The sequence below is a fragment of the Rhodococcus sp. AQ5-07 genome (assembly GCF_009707305.1).
GTDB classification, from domain to species: domain Bacteria; phylum Actinomycetota; class Actinomycetes; order Mycobacteriales; family Mycobacteriaceae; genus Rhodococcus_F; species Rhodococcus_F erythropolis.
Genome location: NZ_CP046099.1, coordinates 1027914 through 1048409, shown reverse-complemented (window position 1 = coordinate 1048409; position 20496 = coordinate 1027914). Strand labels below are relative to the sequence as shown.

Below are 20496 nucleotides of genomic sequence, written 5' to 3'. Positions count from 1 at the left end.
CCTAGCGGTGAAGCACGGCCTGACGGTGGTGCTCGGGCCTAACGGTGAAACGGCCCTGACCAAAAGAACTCTTGGTCAGGGCCGGTTTCAACGAATCAGGCCTCGGTGGCCGGTGCCTCTGCGGCGGGGGCTGCCTCAGCCTCTGCAGCCGGAGCTGCCTCAGCCTCTGCAGCCGGAGCTGCCTCAGCCTCTGCAGCCGGAGCTGCCTGCGAGAGCAGTTCCTGCTCCCACTCGGCGAGGGGCTCGCCTGCGCCGGCTTCGGGCTTCGCGTCCTTGTCGGCGCTCAGTCCTGCACGTGCCTGCACACCTTCGGCAACCGCGGAAGCGACAACCTTGGTCAGCAGTGCTGCGGAACGGATGGCGTCGTCGTTGCCCGGGATCGGGTAGTCGACGAGGTCGGGGTCGCAGTTGGTGTCCAGGATCGCGATGACCGGGATGTTCAGCTTGCGAGCCTCGGCAACTGCCAGGTGCTCCTTGTTGGTGTCGACGATCCACACCGCGGAAGGAACCTTGGCCATGTCGCGGATACCACCGAGGGTGCGATCCAGCTTGGTCATCTCACGCGTGAGCATGAGGATTTCCTTCTTGGTGCGACCTTCGAATCCACCGGTCTGCTCCATTGCCTCGAGCTCCTTGAGGCGAAGCAGACGCTTGTGAACAGTGGTGAAGTTGGTGAGCATGCCGCCGAGCCAACGCTGGTTGACGTAGGGCATTCCAACGCGAGTCGCTTCGGAAGCGATGGACTCCTGCGCCTGCTTCTTGGTGCCGACGAAGAGGACGGTGCCGCCGTGGGCAACGGTCTCCTTGACGAACTCGTACGCCTTGTCGATGTACGTCAGCGTCTGCTGGAGGTCGATGATGTAGATGCCGTTGCGGTCGGTCAAGATGAATCGCTTCATCTTCGGGTTCCAGCGACGGGTCTGATGTCCGAAGTGGGTTCCACTATCGAGCATCTGCTTCATGGTTACGACAGCCATGGCTGTGTACCTCAAACTTTCAATCCGGTTGATGCAGGCGATCGGGTGATCCCTGCCCTGGCACCCGCACGGCCGTCGGACCTGTTTCGTGAGAACCAGGACCAGCCGAGGCCGGAAAACGTGCGCGGGCGCGCGAAGTCGGACTGTGCGAGCACAGACCGCTCGACAAGTGTACGTCCTCGTCCGCCGATGCCATAACCACCCTGTAAGCAACAGACCGAACCGGCGGTTGTGGATCGGCGATCATCTTGTGGATTACCCGTCTGATCTGCATTGAAGTGCGTGCGACTCCACGCAAGATCAAGGAATGACGATGTTGCTCGGAGCTCGACGAGGAGTGGTCGTTGCCGTGATCTCCTGCTGTGTCGCCGTAGGCACGGCGTCGGCAGACACGCGTTTCGACTGGCCGCTCGCTCCCCGGCCGCACGTGGAACGCGCTTTCGACAAACCGGCCAAGAATTGGCTGCCGGGTCATCGCGGGGTCGATCTCGGCGGCAGTGCCGGCCAATCCGTCCTCGCGGCCGGCGACGGCATTGTGGTGTTCGCGGGAGTGGTCGCCGGAAAGCCGACGGTGTCGATAGATCATTCCGGCGGCCTACGCACGACCTACGAACCCGTCGTGGCAGTCGTTCGCGCAGGTCAACGCGTCGCTGCCAGGGCCGTGATCGGAACCCTCGAAACCGGGCACGAAGGGTGTGCTGTCGAAGCATGTCTGCACTGGGGCTTGCGCCGTGGACGCGAGTATCTCGATCCACTCGGACTCGTTCGGACGCAACCGCTCAGGCTCAAGCCATTGAAAGGAGGCTGACCGGTCGCAGAAATCGGTCGCAGAATCAGTGCCACTCGGAAACGGCGTGCCGACCCACAGCGTCCGCGAAGTCGTCGGCCACCATCGCTGCCAGTTCCATGAACGCTCGTCTGGTGGCCGGTCGCATCAACTCGAGGTCCATCACCGACCCCTCCGCGAGATGCTCGTCGAAAGGAATGACCTCGACGGCGCGGCATCGACGCATGAAATAGTCCACCAAAGCGTCCATGTCGATCACGCTCGACCCTGGTCGGGCGGCGCTGATGACGACGACGGTCCGTTCGACCAGATGGCCGTATCCGTGCAACTGAAGCCAATCGAGCGTTGCCGCTGCGCTGCGCGCTCCGTCGATTGCCGGCGAACTGACGAGAACCAACGAATTGGCAAGATCGAGAACGCCGTTCATCGCCGAGTGCATGATCCCGGTACCGCAATCAGTGAGGATGATGTTGTAGTAGACCTGCAAGATGTCGATGACCTGGCGATAGTCCGCCTCGCTGAATGCCTCCGAAATCGCCGGATCCTGCTCACTCGCCAGGACCTCGAGACGACTCGACGACTGGGATGTGTGCACTCGAACGTCCGAATAGCTCTTTATGTCCGGTCTAGCAGCAATCAGATCGCGCACCGTCGAATTGGTCTGCAGCGGAACACGTTGCGCCAAAGTTCCGAAATCGGGATTGGCGTCAACCGCCACGACGCAGTCACCACGAAGCGAAGCAAATGTCGCACCGAGTCCGACCGTGACCGTCGTCTTGCCCACGCCCCCTTTGAGCGAGAGCAAAGCGACTCGGTAGTCGTTACGGATCGGCTGCTCGATTCGGGCGGCCAGTGCACGGTTGCGCTGTTCGTTGGTCGAATCCCCCAGATTGACCACACCTCCGGTCGCACGATGCAATCCCCTACGCCATCCGCCACGCGGCGTCCGTTTAGGGCGTTTCAGTAAAGCTTCGGCAACCAGATCCTGGTTTGTCACCTGCTGTTGGCTCGACGGTGGCGGTGGCGTGGTCCAGACCTCTTGCAGTCGTGCCACAGGCTCCGGCGTCGGCGCCGGCTCGGGAGCCGGTTGCGGCGCTTCGGACAGCCAGGCCGGTTGGCCGCTGTTCGGCAGGTGCTTCACATCTTGGCGGTTCACGAATCCCCCGGATTTCGCATGTCATCGAGTGTCTCGACACGACGATCGAACTTGCCGATTGTTCACTCTTCTGAGCTGCGACGCTACCAAATACCGGCCGAGAACTCGCGTCGCTTCACAATCTAGGCGCGTGGATGGGCCTGATCGTGGACCGATCGAAGGCGTTCGACCGACACGTGCGTGTACAGCTGAGTGGTCGCCAAACTCGCATGCCCGAGGAGTTCTTGGACCACACGAAGGTCTGCACCACCCTCCAGCAAATGTGTCGCAGCCGAGTGCCGAAGCCCGTGCGGACCCATGTCGGGAGCCCCTGGAATTGCAGCCATGGTTTCGTGGACCACCGAACGCGCCTGACGCTGATCGAGCCGGCCGCCTCGAACTCCGAGGAGCAATGCTCGCCCGGACCTATCCGAACTCAGCGCGGGTCGTCCGTGCTCCAGCCACCCGTTCAGTGCCGATTCTGCAGGCAGGCCGTATGGCACTGATCGCTCCTTGTTCCCCTTGCCGAGGACACGAAGCAAACGTCGATCAGCATCGACGGACTCGACGTCCAGTCCACACAACTCGCCGACGCGAATTCCGGTGGAGTACAACAATTCCACGATGAGTCGGTCTCGCAGGGCGAGCGGCTCTTGTTGCTGCGCACCGCTTTCCGCTGCATCCATTGCGTCGAGTGCCTGGCTCTGACGCAGCACCGTCGGCAGCGTGCGACGAGCAGGTGGAGCCGCCAGGCGCGTGCCCGGGTCGACGGAAATACGTCCGGTCTGCGCGAGCCACGCAGTGAAACCACGCGCCGAAGAAGCCCGTCGAGCTACCGTCGTACGGGCTGTTCCTACGGCATTCTGGGCGGCCAACCACGAGCGCATGACACTTAGGTCGAGGCGGTCGAGATCTGCATTCTCCGAACCCGCGGAGAAATGGGTCAGCAATGCCCGCGCGTCACCGACGTAGGCGCGGATCGTGTGTTCCGACCGGCCTCGGCTCAGTCGGAGGTGCTCGGCATACGCATCGAGGTGAACGCTCAAGCTCGGCGGCAATGCGTCAGTCATGAACACACGCTCGCTCGCCGCGATTGAAACTGCAAGCTGCCTCGCCGATAGGGTTGATCGGTGAATCGAGCAATTCCTCTGAAGATGTTGTGTGTACTGGCACTGATTTCCGCAATCGCTCCACTGTCCATCGACATGTACCTGCCCGGCCTACCTTTGATGGCGGATGCACTCGACACTACTGCGGCCAGCGTTCAACTCACGCTGACCACCTTCATGGCAGGCCTCGGAATCGGCCAGCTGATCATCGGTCCCATCTCCGACGGACTTGGCAGGCGACGAATACTGCTGGCCGCGACAATCGTCACGGCACTGAGCGGCGCGGCATGCGCTGTGGCGCCGAACATCGAGTTTCTCATCGGTGCACGACTCGTCCAAGGCTTGAGTGGAGGCGCTGCCATCGTTCTCGCCCGCGCTTGTATTGCCGACCGAGCGCGTGGCGACGACGCAGCGAAGCTCTTCAGCATCATGATGATCATCGGCGGTATCGCTCCCGTGGTCGCGCCACTGATCGGCGGCGCACTTCTCGGCCCCGTCGGATGGCGCGGAATCTTCTGGGTCCTGGCTGTCGCGGGCGCCGTGATGGTGGCTGGTGTCGTTTTGCTCGTTCCCGAGACACTTCCACCCGAGCGACGCCATGGCGGTGGTTTGAAGGCCCTGATCTCGAATCTGCAGTACGTGGTCCGAAACCGGCACTACCTCGGATATGCGCTCGCATTCGTCTTCGGATTCGGCGCCTTGTTCGCGTACATCTCCGCGTCACCGTTCGTCGTTCAGAATGTTCTCGGGCTGAGTCCGTCACAATTCTCGATCGTGTTCGCAGTGAACGCCACCGGAATGGTCACGGCAGCGATGATCACCACTCGCCTGCTCGGTCGCGTCGGAGCTCGCACGCTGCTGCGTTTCGGGGTGTGCCTGCTCCTCATTGGCGGCGCCGTATTGTTCTGTACCAGCGTGGTTTTCAGTTCCACGAATACATGGCTGATCTTGGTCCCGCTGTTCGTGGCGATTTCGAGCATCGGGTTCATCATGGGCAATGCAACCGCTCTCGCCCAAGGAGAGGTCACCAACGCGGCCGGAACTGGTTCAGCCCTGATGGGAGCGGGCCAGTTCGGCTTGGCAGCGCTGGTTTCGCCGTTGGTGGGAATTGCGGGAGAAGACACTGCCGTGCCGATGGCAATCGCAATTCCCACCTTCGGAGTTCTTGCGGCCGTTGCGCTCGTGTTGCTGACTCGCGGCAAGGCCGCCGCGAGTTAGTTTTCGGCCGCGGCGAGTTCGGACTTCCAGACCCGGAAGCCTTCTTCGGTGCGACCACGACGCCAATAGCCGGAAATAGAAGCAGCCGCCGCCGGGACATTTCGTTCCTTGCGAATGTACGGCCGGAGGTTGTGCATGACGGCTTGTGCTTCACCGTGAATGAACACGTGCGGTTCGCCCGGTAACCATTCGAGTGCCTTGACCGCGGCGACAACCGGAGCGTTGTCGCCAGCTAATTCTTCGCCGACCGCATCGGACGATGCTCCGCGATGCAGCCAGGTCACGGCAATACCTTCCGGGGCATCGAGCGCGATTTCGTCTTCCGGCCCCCCGACTTCGACGACGGCGTAGCCGACCGCATCCGGCGCCAATCTCGCTATCGAAGCAGTAATAGCAGGTATTGCGGTCTCGTCTCCGACGAAGAGATACCAGTCAGCGGATGGTGACGGCGAAAACGCGCCACCCGGTCCACGCAGGGTAATCTCAGCGCCCGGCTGAACGGACGCGGCCCACGGACCTGCAACTCCCATGTCGCCGTGGACGACAAAATCGATTGCAATCTCTTTGGCATCAAGATCGTACGAACGAATCGTGTAGGTGCGCAGTATCGGCTGATCAGGAGTACCGAATTCGATCTTTACATAGGAATCGCTGTATTCGCTGGGAGTGAAGGACTCGAAGCCCGGTCCCCCGAGAAACACTCGCACCATATGGGGAGTCAATTGTTCGGTCCGCAGAACCGTCAATGCAGTTGTCGGCTTGGCCACAGAAAGATCCTTCCAAAAGTTAGTGTTACCTAACTAAGGTACACGACAATTGCAGCGCATGGACAAAATGCCTCCCCCGGTACATCCGCCCCGCGCGCGACAGACCACGGTGCTCAACGAAATAAACCGACCACTCTGCCGGGTAAATTTGTCGGTGGCAGCCAAATTTCCGAATCAGGACTCGTGCATGATCAGGCAGCACATCGCTATCGGAGAAATTCAGCAAAGCAATAGTAAAATACGCCTCTGGCCCCCGGCGAGGTTCGCCAGGGGCCAGAGGAGGTATTAATTCAACCTAGTGTGCAGCGTCGAAAGCGTCGATGATTTCCGCTTTGATACGCCCGCGCGGAGCAACTTCGTAACCGTTCTTACCCGCCCAATCACGAATGGCCTGGAGCGTCTCCTTGGAGCGGCCAGAACCCGACGTGGCCTGCGGAGATGCAGCCTGCGCCTTCTTGCCACGCTTCCCGCTCACCTTCGCCGCCGCCTCGACGAACGGCTTCACCGCAGCGTCGAACTTCTCTGCATTGGTGGCGCGCAGATCGATCACGTAATCCGTTCCCTGGTAAGAGAACTCAATTCGATCACCGAATCCATCGTCAATCGGCTTACCGTCAAGGTCGTCGATGAGTTGCCGAATCAGCTTCTCAGCCATTGCACTCCTCTTTCAATGATCGATTCAATTCTCCTTCACAATACACAGATAGAGCGTTGATGAACAAAAGAAGTCCGGAAACCTGTGCCATTTCCGAACAGACTCAATGGTCCGAATTAGCAGCGGGTTAACGACGAACCAATCAATACCCGCACTCAGGGGATCCAGACTAATCAGACTTCAAAGCACATTGACCTGAGACTTTCCTGAGGCCCGTTAAATTCACGGCCAAGTCTGCAAAGCTGGGTCGAGAATAACGCTGCACACAGGCCGATCGAGTTCACGAAAAGCAGTCCTGACGTGCAATTACCAGCATCGCGAGGGTATTCGAGTTTCGTTCTCGCCGGAACGGTTAGTGGGCATCGCCACCCGCCCACCGGACGAGCACAATCAAGTTCACGCGCTACCGCGTCCGAAACCATCCACTCGAATCCGAACTCGCAAACCCCTCGAGTTCGAGCAGAGGAAGAGTTGCACGAACCTGCGTTATGAGCAATCCCGATTCCTCGGACAGCTCACGCGTACTACGTGAACCTGTTCCCGGCAATGCTTCGTATACCAATCGAGAATTGCCCCGCAATGCGTCGATGTCACGTGTAGCGGCCGCATCCTCCGCGGAATCCCCGACACCAAATGGACCTGACGCTTCGACTACATCCACGGCATTGGAAACGAGTTGCGCTTCACCTTCGCGGATCATCCGGTGACATCCGGTCGACGATGCCGAAGTAACCGGCCCGGGCACCGCCATTACCGGGCGGCCCAATTTCCGGGCCCAATTGGCGGTATTGCGTGCACCACTGCGCCAACCCGCCTCGACCACCACTACTCCGTCCGACAACGCAGCTACCAGTCGATTCCTTGCCAGAAACCGGAACTTTGCAGGTGTTGTGCCCGGTGGATATTCACTTATCACTGCACCCGAACTCGCTATCTGTTTGAGTAGTCGCGCATGCCCTGACGGATACGCTCGATCGACCCCACAGGCCAAGACAGCCAGTGTGTTTCCACCTACGCCCAATGCAGCGCGGTGCGCGGCCCCGTCGATACCGAAGGCCGCCCCGGAAATCACGGTCCATCCGTCGACAGCGAGGTCACCGGCAATCTCTGCCGTCACGTGTTCGCCGTACGCAGTAGATGCTCGCGTGCCGACAATCCCAACCGATCTCTCGGTCAGATCAACCAAATCCCCGGACCCCAACACCCACAACACAAATGGCGCCGTCTCACCCCCGGAGGCATCGAGTCCGTCGAAGGAAAGCATTCGCCACGCCGGCCAATCGGCGCAGTTCGGTGTTACGAGCCTGCCACACATCGCCTCCATCAGGTCGAGGTCTCGTTGGGCTGTGTCGATGTGAGCGCGGGCTCGTGTCTTCTCCTCGATCGCGGGTGGCAGATCGCCGTTGCGGACCGCCCTCGCAGTTTCTTCGACCCCGAGCTCGTCGATCAACATGGACATATACGCGCTTGGGCCCTGCACGACGCGGGACAGATATGCCCAAGCGAGTAGTCGCGGATCGTGTGCAGTCATTGGAATCCCCTGTCTCGGAAGTCGAGTGCGGTGACAACTTGGTCTGGTCCGGGCATCGCCTCACCTGCCAGATCGGCGACACTCCAGGCAACCCGCAACGCTCGGTCCGCCCCACGAGCAGTGATGACACCTTTGCGCAGCGCCCGTTCCACCGGCGCCAGCGCCGCACGCGAGAGTCTGAACTTCTGTCTCAACGCCGGCCCTGGTACTTCCGCGTTGGTCCGCCACCCGTACTCACTCCACCGCTGGGCTGCAGTGTCTCGAGCCGCCGCCACGCGCGCACGGACATCGCCGGTACTTTCCCCTACTTCGTCGATCAGCGCTCCGGTTGCAACGGCCTGCATCCGAACCCTGATGTCGACTCGGTCCAAGAGTGGACCGGACAATTTCCCCAGGTAACGGCGACGCGCCGCAGGTGCGCAGACGCAGTCCGCGTCTCGCGGCGGCGCGCATGGGCAGGGATTGGCGGCCAGGATCAGCTGGAACCGCGCCGGGTACCGCGCAACTCCGTCCCGCCGGGCGATTCGCACTTCCCCGTCTTCGAGTGGCGTGCGTAGCGCTTCGAGCACCTTCACCCCGATCTCGGCACATTCGTCGAGAAACAGCACGCCGCGATGAGCCCGGCTGACCGCACCAGGACGAGCCATCCCACTACCACCACCCACCAGCGAACTGACCGACGAACTGTGATGCGGCGCAATGAAAGGCGGCATATCTATCAACGGCCGATCCTCCGGCAACACCCCCGCCACCGAATGAATCGCCGTCACCTCCAACGACTCCCCCTCCGTCAACGGCGGAAGAATCCCCGGAAGCCTCTGCGCCAACATCGTTTTCCCGATCCCCGGCGGACCCGTCAACATCAAATGATGCGCACCCGCCGCAGCAACCTCGATCGCCCACCGAGCATCCGTCTGCCCGACAACCTCACTCAAATCACGCACCGTCACCACATCCGCACGCTCGAAAACATCAGGAACAGCCAGCGCCAACTCACCACGCAACCACCCGATCACCGCAGACAGATCGTCAGCTCCCAGCACTTCGATCCCCTTCACCAGGCCCGCCTCAGCCAACGCCCGAGCTGGAACCACCACAGTCCCCCACCCCGCCCGCTTCGCCGCAAGCACCGCAGGCAACACACCACGCACCGTCCGCAAACGCCCGTCGAGTGCCAACTCCCCCAAAAACACAGTCTCCCGCAACAACTTCCGCGGCAACTTCTTCGCCGCATCGAGAACCGACAACGACAGAGCCAAATCGTAAACGCTGCCCACCTTCGGCAACGTCGCCGGCGACAACGCCAAAATCACCTTGCTGTCCGGCCACTCCTCACCAGAATTGGTCACCGCGGCGCGAATCCGATCACGCGACTCGTGCAACGCCGTATCAGGCAGCCCCACCAAATGCACCGCAGGCAACCCGCGCCCGATATCCGCCTCGATCTCCACGATCTGCCCGTCCACGCCACTGACCGCAACAGAATGCGCCCGCCCCAACGCCATCAGAACGCATCCACAAAATGCTCGACCGAAGGCACACCGTCGCGGCCGATCAACACCGCCACCACATCGAAACGCACCCTCGACCACGACCGACCCGAATCAGTGAGCCACTGCATCGCCAACACCCGAATCCGACGCTGCTTCGCGAACGTCACCGACTCCGCCGGACTCCCGTACCCGACACCCGACCGAGTCTTCACCTCCACGAACACAATCCGATCACCGGACGTCGCAACAACATCCAACTCGCCGTACCGACAACGCCAATTACGCTCGACAATCTCCAAACCAGAATCGATCAGGAACTCGACAGCCACATCCTCGCCCCGAGCACCCAACGCCATATTCCTCGCCATCGCAGCCCCCACCACTCACACGACCCCGCGCCCGCCCTATACGAACCGCGTCCCAACCACCACCCTCGACCCGCCACCACAAAACCAAGCCATCCGAAAACAACCTGTTGACAACTCAGAACCTGTGGAATTCGGCAGCGCAACACACCAACGGCGACCCGAACCGTGACAATTTTCTGAAATCCCCACAATTTGGACGAAAGTCCAGTAGAACTAGTTGCAGTTTTGCTCAAACCGTCACGCACCCCGCTGAATGGAGTTCTACATGGCCCGCCGCTCACTTCGCCACGCAGTAGCAACCACTACATCCCTCGTTCTCATCGCCGCCGGCGTCACTGTTGGACTTGGAGCCTCGGTGGCGCAAGCAGCACCGGCATGCGCGCTCAACCAGTCGGTCACCGACAGTTGGGCCGGTTCCCTCGGGACGCCGTACACCGTCAGCAAGGAGGTTGTCGGCGATGGCAAGGTCGCCGCGGGTCAGACGGTCACCTACATCACCAAGGTTTCCGGTTCCGGAGCCCTCGTCAATCAGATCCGCGATTTCCACCCGGCAGGATTCCAGCTGGTCAAGGCTCGCCTGAACGTCAAATGGCTTATCGGCGACCAGAAGTGGGACGACGTCACCAAGACCGTCGTTGTCGGCAACAACTCCGTGGTGGCAAAGGGCGGCGGATGGACCACTGCGGGCGGCGGCGTCATCGCTTTGGAAACCACCTACAAAGTTCCCGATAACGCAGTTGTAGGCACGCAGCTCGACAGCGGCGCCGGCACCAACATTGTGCTGGCGGCGGGCGACTGGAACATCAATCCGATGGGCGTCTGCGTCACCATCCGGCAGCCGAACCCCGTCGAGGCGGGCGCCGGAAGCCTCGAGGACATGGGCTTCGGCTCACTCAACTCCGGATCAGGCCAGGTATTCGGCTCCCTGACCGACCCGCAGGGGTCGATGACCAATGTCATCAGCGGCGTCTTGGGCAATGTGCTCGGCAACATGAGCTGACTCAGTTCAGATTAGTAAATCGGCCGAGCTACCAGCAGATGCTGGTAGCTCGGCCCATTTCTACTTTGCCGAACAAAGCTTTGCCGTCAACCGAGTTCAAGAAATCATCAGCAAATCACCGCATCAGCTTTCCGCCGTACCGGGCCGGCGTCGTACCGAAGGTTTCCCGAAATGCGGCGATGAACCCACTGCTGGTGCGGTAACCAACCTGCGGGGCAACGTCATTGACACCCTCACCCCGCGCGAGCATCTCGAGTGATGCGTACATGCGTGCTCGAGTTCTCCACTGCCCGAAGGTAATCCCGGTATCGGCGACAAAGGCACGCATCAAGGTCTTGGAACTGACCCCGAGTTCGCCCGCCCACTCCCCCAGCGTCCGTGAGTCTGCCGGATCGGCAAGGATGCGGGCAGAAACCGAACTCGCCGCAGCATTGCGAGGAACCGCGAGGACGTCGTGCCGTTCGGGCGCGGCAGCAAGAATGTCGTAGAGCAACTCCTGACTCATCAACCGCCGAGCATCGTCGATGGTCCGATCTGCGAGATGGCGCAGCAATTGAGCGGACAGAGCATCGACTTCGAGAACAAGTGGCTGAGCCCACCGCAGCCCGGTAGGGCGTAGATCCGGACGCGCATAGGCCGCAATCATGCACCCCTCCGTCAGAAGTGTCATGTCGTGGAGAACGGTGCCCGGCAACCAGACCAAGTGCGCGCTGTGCAGGTGCCACACATTGTCTCCGGCAGCGATCTGCATCGTCCCTTCACTCATCCAGGCGATCTGATGCTCGGGGTGTCGATGAGCTCCGTACGCAGTCACTCCGTCGACGACGTTGGTGTAGACCTGAAAATCTTTGAATGTCCGTCCGCGACTATCGGGTAGCGCTAGCAAGGACTTTGGACGAGTCGAGTAACCAATAGTGGAATTTTTCGTCTTTCTGGGCGTATCCGAGTCCATTCTGAAGGATGGACCGACGATGCTGCAAAGGTTAGCCTCACTTTATTGCTGACGCGACCAGTTCAGCACTTCACGCGGAACTCAGATCACTTCGCCCACCACTTCGAAGGAGCATGCACGTGCCCTCACGTAGCACCCGAATCCTCGCCGCCTTATTCACGACGGCCGCGATCATCGGGTTCTCGACCGCCTGTGGAACCTCGCAAGGCGTCGACACCGCATCAGCGACCCAGAGCAACGACGCATTCCCCGTGACGATCGAGCACGCACAGGGTTCGACGACCATCGATGCCGAACCGCGGCGGGTAGTGACACTCGGATACACCGATCACGAATCACTGCTCGCCTTGGGAGTCGAACCCGTCGGCATGGCCGAATGGTGGGGGTCCGGCATGGATGAAAGCTGGCCGTGGACGAAGGACTACTGGAAGGGGAAAACTCCGACCTACATCAACAGTGGCGGAGAATTCAACTTCGAGCAAATCGCCTCCCTCGCACCAGATCTGATCCTAGCGCTGTACGCCGACATCGACGCGGAGACCTACAAGAAGCTGACCTCGATTGCGCCGACTGTCGCGCAGAGCAAGGACTACGACGCATACACAACGCCGTGGACCGACATGACACTCACCGCCGGGCGCGCCCTCGGCAAAGAACCACAAGCTCAGCAACTGATCGCGGATACCGAAAACGCGTTTGCCACCGCTCGCGCTGCACACCCGGAGTTTTCCGGGCAAACCGCAACGATCGTCAACCTCGACACTCCCGAGGGATACGTGTTCTCGTCGCACGACCCACGCGGCATCTTCCTCTCGTCACTCGGATTCACCCTCCCCCCGACGGTCGACGCATTTGTCGGCGACCAGTTCGGTGACTGGCTGCCGAACGAGCGATACGACATCCTCGAACCCGTTGATCGTTTGATCGTGATGGCCGATCCGGAGGGAGAGAAGGCCCTCCCCGGCAACACTCTCTACCAGCGGCTACCCGCTGTGAAAAACGGAAATGCGATAGTCGTGCGATACACCGCAGATCCACCCGTCGGCGCGGCGATGTCCGGCAATACCGTCCTGAGCATTCCGTACGCCATAGACCAACTGTCCGCCACATTGTCGAAGTAACCAACAATTCCAGGTATCGAAAATATGTTCGAATGATGCTAGCCTCAAACCCAGGAAGCACTCACGGACATCGAGGATCACCATGGACGAGGTACCGGAGACAGCGCTAGATCTTGCACGACTCGATCTGGCTCGGCTGGTCGACGAGTTGACGGTTCTCGACCAGCGACGCGTCGACATCGGCGAGAGCTTGGTTCAACTCGAGTACCTCTACGCCAGGATGGGCGCACGGCAACAAGCAGATGCTGCCCGAAAAGCCTTCCAGGAGAAGTACGTCGGACGAATCTACGAACTCGCAGACGGTCTGCGCACCTGAAAAGAGGTTGCACACAACCACTGACGGAGCGCATGGTCATTCCTGCACGACACACCGGACCGATCGGTTCGGCTGTGAACTATGTGGGAGAAATCTGATGGAGAAGATCACCAAGAGGCTGTGGAACTGGGCATCGATACTCGACGAGAACACTCGCGAGCAAGCGCTGCGTACGTCCCAGATGCCTTTTGTCCGTCCACATCTGGCACTTATGCCGGATGCGCACCTCGGTGCGGGAGCGACGGTGGGTTCGGTCATTCCGACGGAAGGCGCAATCATGCCCGCCGCCGTCGGAGTCGATATCGGCTGCGGAATGATCGCGGTCAAAACCCAGTTCAGTGCACGCGACCTTCAAGGCCGCGACCTGAGCGTTCTTCGCCACAGCATCGAACGCTCCGTTCCGCTCTCGGCAGGTGTCTACAACAAGACGCTGAGCGACACGGCGCAAATCCGCATCGCAGAACTCGAGGCAATTGCGGGCGATCGCCTGGCCTTCTACGACAAGTTCAAGAACAACTGGAGGTTTCAGCTCGGAACGCTGGGTTCTGGCAACCACTTCATCGAGGTGACGCTCGACGAGAGCGACGGCGTCTGGCTGTTCCTGCACTCGGGCAGCCGCGGTATCGGAAACAAGCTCGCACAGCATCACATCAAGATCGCCAAGGACTTGTGCGAGCGGTGGTACATCAACCTTCCCGATCCGGATCTTGCCTACCTGGTCGAGAAGACGCCCGAATTCGACTCGTACATCACCGATCTCAACTGGGCTCAGCACTTCGCTCTGCTCAACCGCGAAGAGATGATGGACCGCGTGGTGAAGGACTTCGCGCACTTCATGGGTGACGGCAAGCCCGCGATCATCGACGAGGTCGAGCGGATCAACTGCCACCACAACTTCACCCAGAAGGAGTTCCATATGGGCCGGGGTGTGTGGCTGAGCCGTAAGGGTGCGATCAAGGCAGACGAGGGCACGCCCGGGCTCATCCCCGGTTCGATGGGGACGGCGAGTTACGTCGTCGTCGGGAAGGGAAACGTGCCGTCGTTCAAGTCCAGCCCCCACGGCGCGGGTCGGGTGTACGGACGTAACCAGGCACGCAAGACCTTTACGATCGAAGATCTCGACAAGGCGATGGTCGGCATCGAATACAAGCGTTCCGCGGCGTTCCTCGACGAGATCCCGGGTGCGTACAAGGACATCGACGTCGTGATGGACGACGCGAAGGACTTGGTCGAGATTCGACACACGCTGCGTCAGATCGTGAATGTCAAGGGCAACTGACCCCGCGCAACTCCGCGAAATGCAAAGTGCCCCGCCGATATCGGCGGGGCACTTCGTTGTCAAGATCAGTCAGGAAGGCGCAGATCCGGCTTGTCCAGCTCTTCGATGTTGACGTCCTTGAACGTCACGACGCGCACGTACTTCACGAATCGCGCCGGGCGGTACATGTCCCACACCCAGGCGTCGGACATCCGCAGTTCGAAGTAGATCTCCCCGTCTGAATTGTGGGGCAGCAACTCGACCGTGTTGGCCAGGTAGAAACGTCGTTCGGTCTCCACGACGTAGGAGAACTGTCCGACGATGTCCCGGTATTCACGGTAGAGCGACAGCTCCATCTCGGTTTCGTACTTCTCGAGATCCTCGGCACTCATCGGTTTAGCCAGTCCTCCCAGTTCGTCTGAACGTCCATCATCCCGTACGGCCCGCGCGTTGTTCCAACCGGACTCCCGCAGCCACCACGTTTGCGTACGTCATGCGATGCTCGGGGCACGGCCCCAGCTCGTCGAGAGCGTCCATGTGCAGTGGCGTGCTGTATCCCTTGTGAATCGCGAAGCCGTATCCGGGATGAGTGTCGTCCATCTCGGTCATCACACGATCTCGGGTCACCTTCGCGAGAACGCTCGCCGCGGCGATGCATGCAGCGGCGCCGTCACCGCCGATAACTGGTAGCGACGGAGCCGTCAGACCCGGAACCCGGAACCCGTCGGTGAGGACGTAGCCCGGTTCGAGATCGAGGCCCGCGACTGCTCGACGCATCCCCTCGATGTTGGCGACGTGGATACCGATCTGATCAACTTCCGCAGCGGGTACCGAAACGACACTCCACGCCAACGCCAAGCGCTTGATCGCCGGGAAAAGCTCCTCGCGCGCACGTTCGGTCAGCTTCTTCGAATCGTCGAGCCGCGCCAGTGCCGCTTGCGGTTTCGGCGCCAGGACACACGCTGCAATGACGAGTGGACCAGCGCACGCTCCGCGCCCGGCTTCGTCGACGCCGGCGACCGGACCGAGTCCGGTTCGCGCCAACGCAGACTCCATCGTCCGCAGACCTGCCGATCTGCGAATGACAACGCGAGGGGGCCAACTACTCACTGTCTCTGCCTACTCGAAACTACGCGAATCCATGTGTGCGGTACGACAACTCAATTGCCCTGAATATCAGGCGCATCGATGCCGCCCATTCGCGACGGGGGAAGAACGATGAATCGAGCTTGACCGATGATGTTGTCGATCGGGACGGTTCCCTGGAACTCGTCGTCCACGTGGTAGCGCGAGTCGGCGGAATTGCTGCGGTTGTCACCCATGACCCACACGTGGCCCTCGGGAACGGTGATCGGTCCGAAGCAGCGGCCCGACTTCAATTCGGTGTCACACGTTTGCGTTCCCGGAGTGAACGGGAAATCCATCTTGATGTACGGCTCGTCGAGCGGTTTGCCGTCGACCAGGACTCGGCCCTGATCGTCGCAGCATTCGACGGTCTGGCCGCCGGTAGCGATCACTCGCTTGACCAAGTCGTTCTCGTCCGGCGGAACGAGGCCGACCCACGAACCGACCTCTTGAATGCCGCGAACCACAACGTTGTCGGACCGATTGGACACATATTTCGTGTTCCACGAATCGGGTCCCTTGAAGACGACGACGTCGCCGGGTTCCGGATCGCCGAAGCGGTATCCGATCTTCTCCACCACGATGCGGTCACCGGTACATCCCGCACAGCCGTGAAGTGTCGGTTCCATCGACTCGGATGGGATGAGAAAAACTCTGAAGACAAATGCCTGAAGGACGATGCTGAGTACCAGCGCTACGCCGATCAGAACAGGGAGTTCTCGCAGGAAAGATCGCTGTTTCTTCTGCGGCCGATGTGAGGTCGGTTCCGCGGAACCGCTTGATCCCTCGTGATTCTCGGGTCCGGACGACAATGCCTGCTCCTTCGAAGAATCTGCCACAGAAACCAGATTAGCCCGACACCGCGCGTACGCGGTGCCGGGCTCATCGGAAAGATCAGCGCTTTTCCTTGATCTTCGCCTTCTTGCCACGAAGCTCACGGAGGTAGTACAGCTTGGCGCGACGGACGTCACCGCGGGTCAGAACCTCGATGGAGGCCAGCGTGGGGCTGTGAACCGGGAAGGTGCGCTCGACGCCGACGCCGAAGGAGACCTTACGGACGGTGAAGGTCTCGCGAACGCCGCCGCCCTGGCGACGAATAACGACGCCCTTGAAGACCTGCACGCGCTCCTTGGAGCCTTCGATAACCTTGACGTTCACGTTGAGCGTGTCGCCGGGACGGAACTCGGGGATGTCGTCGCGGAGCGACTTTTTGTCCAGGAAGTCCAGGGTGTTCATATGTCATCCTTGTATTTCGCAGGAGCAGAGGAACCGAGCGGCACACGTTTCGGTCTCCCGAAACGGCGCTCGTCTGGTTCGTGCCCAGATCAAGTGCTGCTGCCTGGTCCAGGCAACCCGTCCATTGTGCCAGACGCGGACACCAGCGGGGAAATCGGTGGCGGCGGAGCCGCGTGAATGGTGTGGTCCAATTCCTGCTCGGCCGCGGTCATCGCATGCTCGACGCTCGGTGATCCGGCAATCAGATCCTGGACGTAGATCTTGGCCCTGATGACCGGTCGCCGCCACTTCCGCTCACGCTCGAGCGCGCGGTTCATCCGTTTCGGCTTACGCGTGTACCGCCAACGCGCCCACGGCGCACCCGGCCGGCTCAGGCGAACCGCACCGATTACCAGCAACGGGAAAACGAACAGGCCGACGAGCCCCGTCCAGATCTTCCCCTTGAGAATCACGATGGCTGCCAAGGCGAAGTTGATCAACGCGACAAAAACGAACACCAACTTGATCCACGGATCCCGTTCTTCACGGAACCCGGCGACGTCGAGAAGTTCGAGCGGGCGGAAACCCAACAGCACCAGACCGGTCACGGCGATTGCGACGAAAACCGCATCCACCGAGGTCCGACCTTGCTCGGACCAGTACACATCCTTCAGATAGAAGATCAGTGCGAACTCGTCGAGCACCAATGCCGCACCCATACCGAAGATCGCCGCCAGGACGGCACCGGTGGTCTGCGAACCATCGACGTAGACCGCGATCAGCGCACCACCGGAGATCATCATGGCGATCACACCGAACACGACGTGATGCACGTGCTGACCTCCGGGCGCGATGTTGCCCGGCCACCATTTCACCTGCGCACGGATCATCCGGACGCTGAGACGGATGAAGAGGAAGGCAGAGAGGAATCCGAGCAGGAAGAACAGCAATGGCAATCGGCCATGGGCGATGATCTCGCGCTCGAGCCACTCCCGCATCACTGTCCTCCCTTCACCGAATTTCAGATCCGATCATTCTTCCGATTGATACCGCCAACCGACTCGAATGAGACGATACGGACTCCGAAAACCCGGCGGACGGAATTACTTGCCGAAGCCCGCCTTGCGCAGAGCCTCAGCCATCGACCCGGCAGCGGGCGCGCGGTTGTCCGGACGCGACTCGCGTCCACCCTGACGTCCGCCACTACCTCGTTGCTGCCCCTGACGCTGACCCTGTGGCTGGCCCTGACGCTGTGGTTGCCCACCTCGCGGGCCTTCGGACTTGCGGGGTGCGCCCACCTCGTCGTCGAGACGAAGCGTCAGCCCGATGCGTTGGCGTGCCTCGTCCACTTCGAGGACCTTCACCTTGACGACGTCACCTGACTTGACGACCTCGCGTGGGTCCTTGACGAAGTTGTGTGACATCGCCGAGACGTGAACCAGACCGTCCTGATGAACTCCGATGTCGACGAAGGCACCGAAGGCTGCGACGTTGGTGACCACACCTTCGAGAGTCATACCGGGCTTGAGATGCGCGACTTTCTCGATGCCTGCGGCAAAGGTCGCGGTCTTGAATTCGGGTCGTGGATCTCGCCCCGGCTTCTCCAACTCGGAGATGATGTCGGTGACGGTCGGTAGACCGAATCGCTCGTCGACGTAGTCGGACGCCTTGACCGATCGAAGTGCCTGCGAGTTTCCGATCACGGTGCGCACGTCCCCGCCGGCACTGGCAACGATCTTGCGAACCACCGGATATGCCTCCGGGTGGACGCTCGACGCGTCGAGCGGGTCGTCGCCGTCGGTGATCCGCAAGAAGCCTGCGCACTGCTCGAAAGCCTTGGGTCCCAGTCGGGAGACGTCCTTGAGTCCCTTGCGGGACTTGAACGGACCGTTCTGGTCCCGATGGGCGACGATGCTCTCCGCTAGGGAACCTGCGATTCCGGACACCCGAGCGAGCAGCGGCACGGACGCGGTGTTGACGTCGACGCCGACCGAGTTGACGGCATCCTCGACGACGGCGTCGAGGGAACGTGAGAGCAGCGATTCGGTGATGTCGTGCTGGTACTGACCGACACCGATGGACTTGGGATCGATCTTGACCAACTCCGCCAACGGATCCTGCAGGCGACGCGCAATGGACACCGCACCGCGAATCGAGACGTCGAGGTCGGGAAGTTCCTGCGACGCGTAGGCCGAAGCCGAGTACACCGATGCGCCTGCCTCGGAGACGACGATCTTGGTCAGGTTGGGCGCGCCGGTCTTCTTGATCAGTTCGGTAGCGAGCGTGTCGGTCTCGCGTGAGGCCGTGCCGTTGCCGATGGCGATCAGTTCGACGCCGTGCTTGGCGACCAGCCCGGCAAGCGTCGCAAGCGCCGCGTCCCACTTGTTCTGCGGCTGGTGCGGGTAAATCGTCTCGTATGCAACAACTTTGCCGGTTCCGTCGACGATGGCAACCTTAGTTCCGGTGCGAAATCCGGGGTCGAGTCCCATGGTGGGTCGGGCGCCGGCGGGGGCCGCGAGGAGTAGATCCTTGAGGTTGGTGGCGAAGACGTCGACGGCGTCCTTTTCGGCCGACTGCCGCAGACGCATTCGAGTGTCGATACCGAGCGTGACGGCGAACTTCGTCTTCCACGCCCACTTGACGGTGTCGAGAAGCCACCCGTCGGCGGCCCGACCACGGTCGGCGATCTCGAACCGCGACGCGATGCGGCCTTCGTAGACCGTGCGCTCCCCCGGCGCGAGTTCTTCGGTGTCGGCCGCCATGTTGAGCGACAGCACTTCTTCCTTCTCTCCGCGCAGGACGGCGAGGATGCGGTGCGAGGGCAATTTGGAGAACGGTTCCGAGAACTCGAAGTAGTCAGCAAACTTCGAGCCATCGGTTTCCTTGCCCTTGCGGACCGATGAGACGACCTGGCCGCGACTCCACATCAGCTCGCGCAATTCACCGACCAGATCGGCGTCCTCGGCGAAGCGCTCCACGAGGATCGACCGGGCACCGTCGAGTTGCTCGTCCGAATACTGCGCGGGATCGGTGGTGGGATCTCCGATGAGAGCGTCCGCGACGGGCTCGTGGCCGGCCTCGCGGGCGATCTGCGCCTTGGTGCGCCGCTTCGGCTTGAAGGGGAGGTAGATGTCCTCCAGCCGCGCTTTTGTCTCGGCCAGCATGATCTGACCGCGCAGTTGATCGTCGAGTTTGCCCTGAGAGTCGATCTCCGTGAGCACGGCGTCACGACGGTCGTCGAGCTCGCGGAGATACCGCAGCCGCTCGTCCAGGAGTCGCAACTGGGCGTCGTCGAGCGTGCCGGTGACTTCCTTGCGGTACCGGGCGATGAAGGGCACCGTGGCTCCGCCGTCGAGAAGGTCGACTGCTGCTGCAACCTGGCCTTCGCGGACGTCGAGTTCCTCGGCAATGCGCTGGTTCACGGTCTTGAGAATCACGAGATCCGACCCTACCGCTATCCTGAGACAAG

The 20496-nt window shown here is 61.1% G+C and carries 21 protein-coding genes; 6 read left to right on the top strand and 15 right to left on the bottom strand.

Translation table 11 applies throughout. The features are described from left to right. Nucleotides 1-95: 95 nt before the first annotated feature. Nucleotides 96-977 (bottom strand): 30S ribosomal protein S2, encoded by an 882-nt coding sequence (rpsB, locus tag GJB56_RS04915; RefSeq protein ID WP_113682954.1) that lies wholly within the window; start codon nt 975-977, stop codon nt 96-98. 313 nt (nt 978-1290) lie between these two features. Here rpsB and GJB56_RS04910 point away from each other — a divergent pair, with 313 nt between their 5' ends. Continuing rightward, complete coding sequence (locus tag GJB56_RS04910) at nt 1291-1785, top strand: M23 family metallopeptidase (protein WP_166655215.1); 495 nt, start codon at nt 1291-1293, stop codon at nt 1783-1785. Between the two features lie 25 nt (nt 1786-1810). On the opposite strand, the gene GJB56_RS04905 is transcribed toward GJB56_RS04910, so the two are convergent. Next, complete coding sequence (locus tag GJB56_RS04905; RefSeq protein WP_019747985.1) at nt 1811-2920, bottom strand: MinD/ParA family ATP-binding protein; 1110 nt, start codon at nt 2918-2920, stop codon at nt 1811-1813. Nucleotides 2921-3042: 122 nt separating this feature from the next. Further along, nucleotides 3043-3969, bottom strand: coding sequence for a tyrosine recombinase XerC (locus GJB56_RS04900; protein ID WP_070796282.1), 927 nt, complete (start codon nt 3967-3969; stop codon nt 3043-3045). A gap of 84 nt (nt 3970-4053) precedes the next feature. Here GJB56_RS04900 and GJB56_RS04895 point away from each other — a divergent pair, with 84 nt between their 5' ends. After that, nucleotides 4054-5226 carry a multidrug effflux MFS transporter gene (locus GJB56_RS04895; protein WP_060939594.1) on the top strand — a complete coding sequence of 391 codons (1173 nt, stop codon included), beginning with the start codon at nt 4054-4056 and terminating at the stop codon, nt 5224-5226. Here the strand turns inward: GJB56_RS04895 and GJB56_RS04890 are convergent. The 5 genes from GJB56_RS04890 to GJB56_RS04870 form a co-directional block, all read right to left on the bottom strand. Beyond that, nucleotides 5223-5993 carry a siderophore-interacting protein gene (locus GJB56_RS04890; protein WP_019747982.1) on the bottom strand — a complete coding sequence of 257 codons (771 nt, stop codon included), beginning with the start codon at nt 5991-5993 and terminating at the stop codon, nt 5223-5225. The genes GJB56_RS04895 and GJB56_RS04890 overlap by 4 nt on opposite strands. A 295-nt stretch (nt 5994-6288) precedes the next feature. After that, nucleotides 6289-6648, bottom strand: a complete 360-nt coding sequence (locus GJB56_RS04885) for a histone-like nucleoid-structuring protein Lsr2 (RefSeq protein WP_003942721.1) — start codon at nt 6646-6648, stop codon at nt 6289-6291. Between the two features lie 403 nt (nt 6649-7051). Next, nucleotides 7052-8179: a DNA-processing protein DprA gene (gene dprA / locus GJB56_RS04880; RefSeq protein WP_113682955.1), complete on the bottom strand. Its 1128-nt coding sequence runs from the start codon at nt 8177-8179 to the stop codon at nt 7052-7054. Continuing rightward, nucleotides 8176-9684: a YifB family Mg chelatase-like AAA ATPase gene (locus GJB56_RS04875; protein ID WP_021333044.1), complete on the bottom strand. Its 1509-nt coding sequence runs from the start codon at nt 9682-9684 to the stop codon at nt 8176-8178. The genes dprA and GJB56_RS04875 overlap by 4 nt, the downstream gene beginning before the upstream one ends. Next, on the bottom strand, nt 9684-10040 hold the full coding sequence (locus GJB56_RS04870) for a YraN family protein (protein WP_029255132.1): 357 nt from the start codon (nt 10038-10040) through the stop codon (nt 9684-9686). The genes GJB56_RS04875 and GJB56_RS04870 overlap by 1 nt, the downstream gene beginning before the upstream one ends. 265 nt (nt 10041-10305) lie before the next feature. On the opposite strand from GJB56_RS04870, the gene GJB56_RS04865 reads away from it, so the two are divergent. Beyond that, complete coding sequence (locus GJB56_RS04865) at nt 10306-11040, top strand: hypothetical protein (protein WP_003942731.1); 735 nt, start codon at nt 10306-10308, stop codon at nt 11038-11040. Nucleotides 11041-11155: 115 nt separating this feature from the next. On the opposite strand, the gene GJB56_RS04860 is transcribed toward GJB56_RS04865, so the two are convergent. Beyond that, entirely contained in the window at nt 11156-11806 is a 651-nt protein-coding gene (locus tag GJB56_RS04860) for a helix-turn-helix transcriptional regulator (RefSeq protein ID WP_230091133.1), read from the bottom strand. A 299-nt stretch (nt 11807-12105) separates the two neighbouring features. Between GJB56_RS04860 and GJB56_RS04855 the strand changes: the two genes are divergently transcribed. From GJB56_RS04855 to GJB56_RS04845, 3 genes are all read left to right on the top strand, one after another. Then, complete coding sequence (locus GJB56_RS04855; RefSeq protein ID WP_230091132.1) at nt 12106-13113, top strand: iron-siderophore ABC transporter substrate-binding protein; 1008 nt, start codon at nt 12106-12108, stop codon at nt 13111-13113. An 82-nt stretch (nt 13114-13195) separates the two neighbouring features. After that, nucleotides 13196-13429, top strand: a complete 234-nt coding sequence (locus GJB56_RS04850; RefSeq protein WP_019747974.1) for a hypothetical protein — start codon at nt 13196-13198, stop codon at nt 13427-13429. A 97-nt stretch (nt 13430-13526) separates the two neighbouring features. Continuing rightward, nucleotides 13527-14708: an RtcB family protein gene (locus GJB56_RS04845; RefSeq protein WP_070796225.1), complete on the top strand. Its 1182-nt coding sequence runs from the start codon at nt 13527-13529 to the stop codon at nt 14706-14708. Nucleotides 14709-14773: 65 nt separating this feature from the next. Here GJB56_RS04845 and GJB56_RS04840 read toward each other — a convergent pair whose 3' ends face one another. The 6 genes from GJB56_RS04840 to GJB56_RS04815 all read right to left on the bottom strand — a co-directional run bounded on the left by GJB56_RS04840 (nt 14774) and on the right by GJB56_RS04815 (nt 20464). Next, nucleotides 14774-15079, bottom strand: a complete 306-nt coding sequence (locus GJB56_RS04840; protein ID WP_003942715.1) for a DUF2469 domain-containing protein — start codon at nt 15077-15079, stop codon at nt 14774-14776. 37 nt (nt 15080-15116) lie between these two features. Next, the gene (locus GJB56_RS04835) at nt 15117-15797 is read right to left on the bottom strand and encodes a ribonuclease HII (protein WP_019747972.1); all 681 of its coding nucleotides are present in this window, start codon (nt 15795-15797) and stop codon (nt 15117-15119) included. Nucleotides 15798-15847: 50 nt separating this feature from the next. Beyond that, nucleotides 15848-16651 (bottom strand): signal peptidase I, encoded by an 804-nt coding sequence (gene lepB, locus GJB56_RS04830; RefSeq protein WP_003942787.1) that lies wholly within the window; start codon nt 16649-16651, stop codon nt 15848-15850. A gap of 55 nt (nt 16652-16706) precedes the next feature. Beyond that, the gene (gene rplS / locus GJB56_RS04825; protein ID WP_003942791.1) at nt 16707-17048 is read right to left on the bottom strand and encodes a 50S ribosomal protein L19; all 342 of its coding nucleotides are present in this window, start codon (nt 17046-17048) and stop codon (nt 16707-16709) included. Nucleotides 17049-17137: 89 nt separating this feature from the next. After that, entirely contained in the window at nt 17138-18025 is an 888-nt protein-coding gene (locus GJB56_RS04820) for a hypothetical protein (protein ID WP_003942742.1), read from the bottom strand. A gap of 105 nt (nt 18026-18130) precedes the next feature. Beyond that, nucleotides 18131-20464, bottom strand: a complete 2334-nt coding sequence (locus tag GJB56_RS04815) for a Tex family protein (protein ID WP_021333050.1) — start codon at nt 20462-20464, stop codon at nt 18131-18133. Nucleotides 20465-20496: the final 32 nt, after the last annotated feature.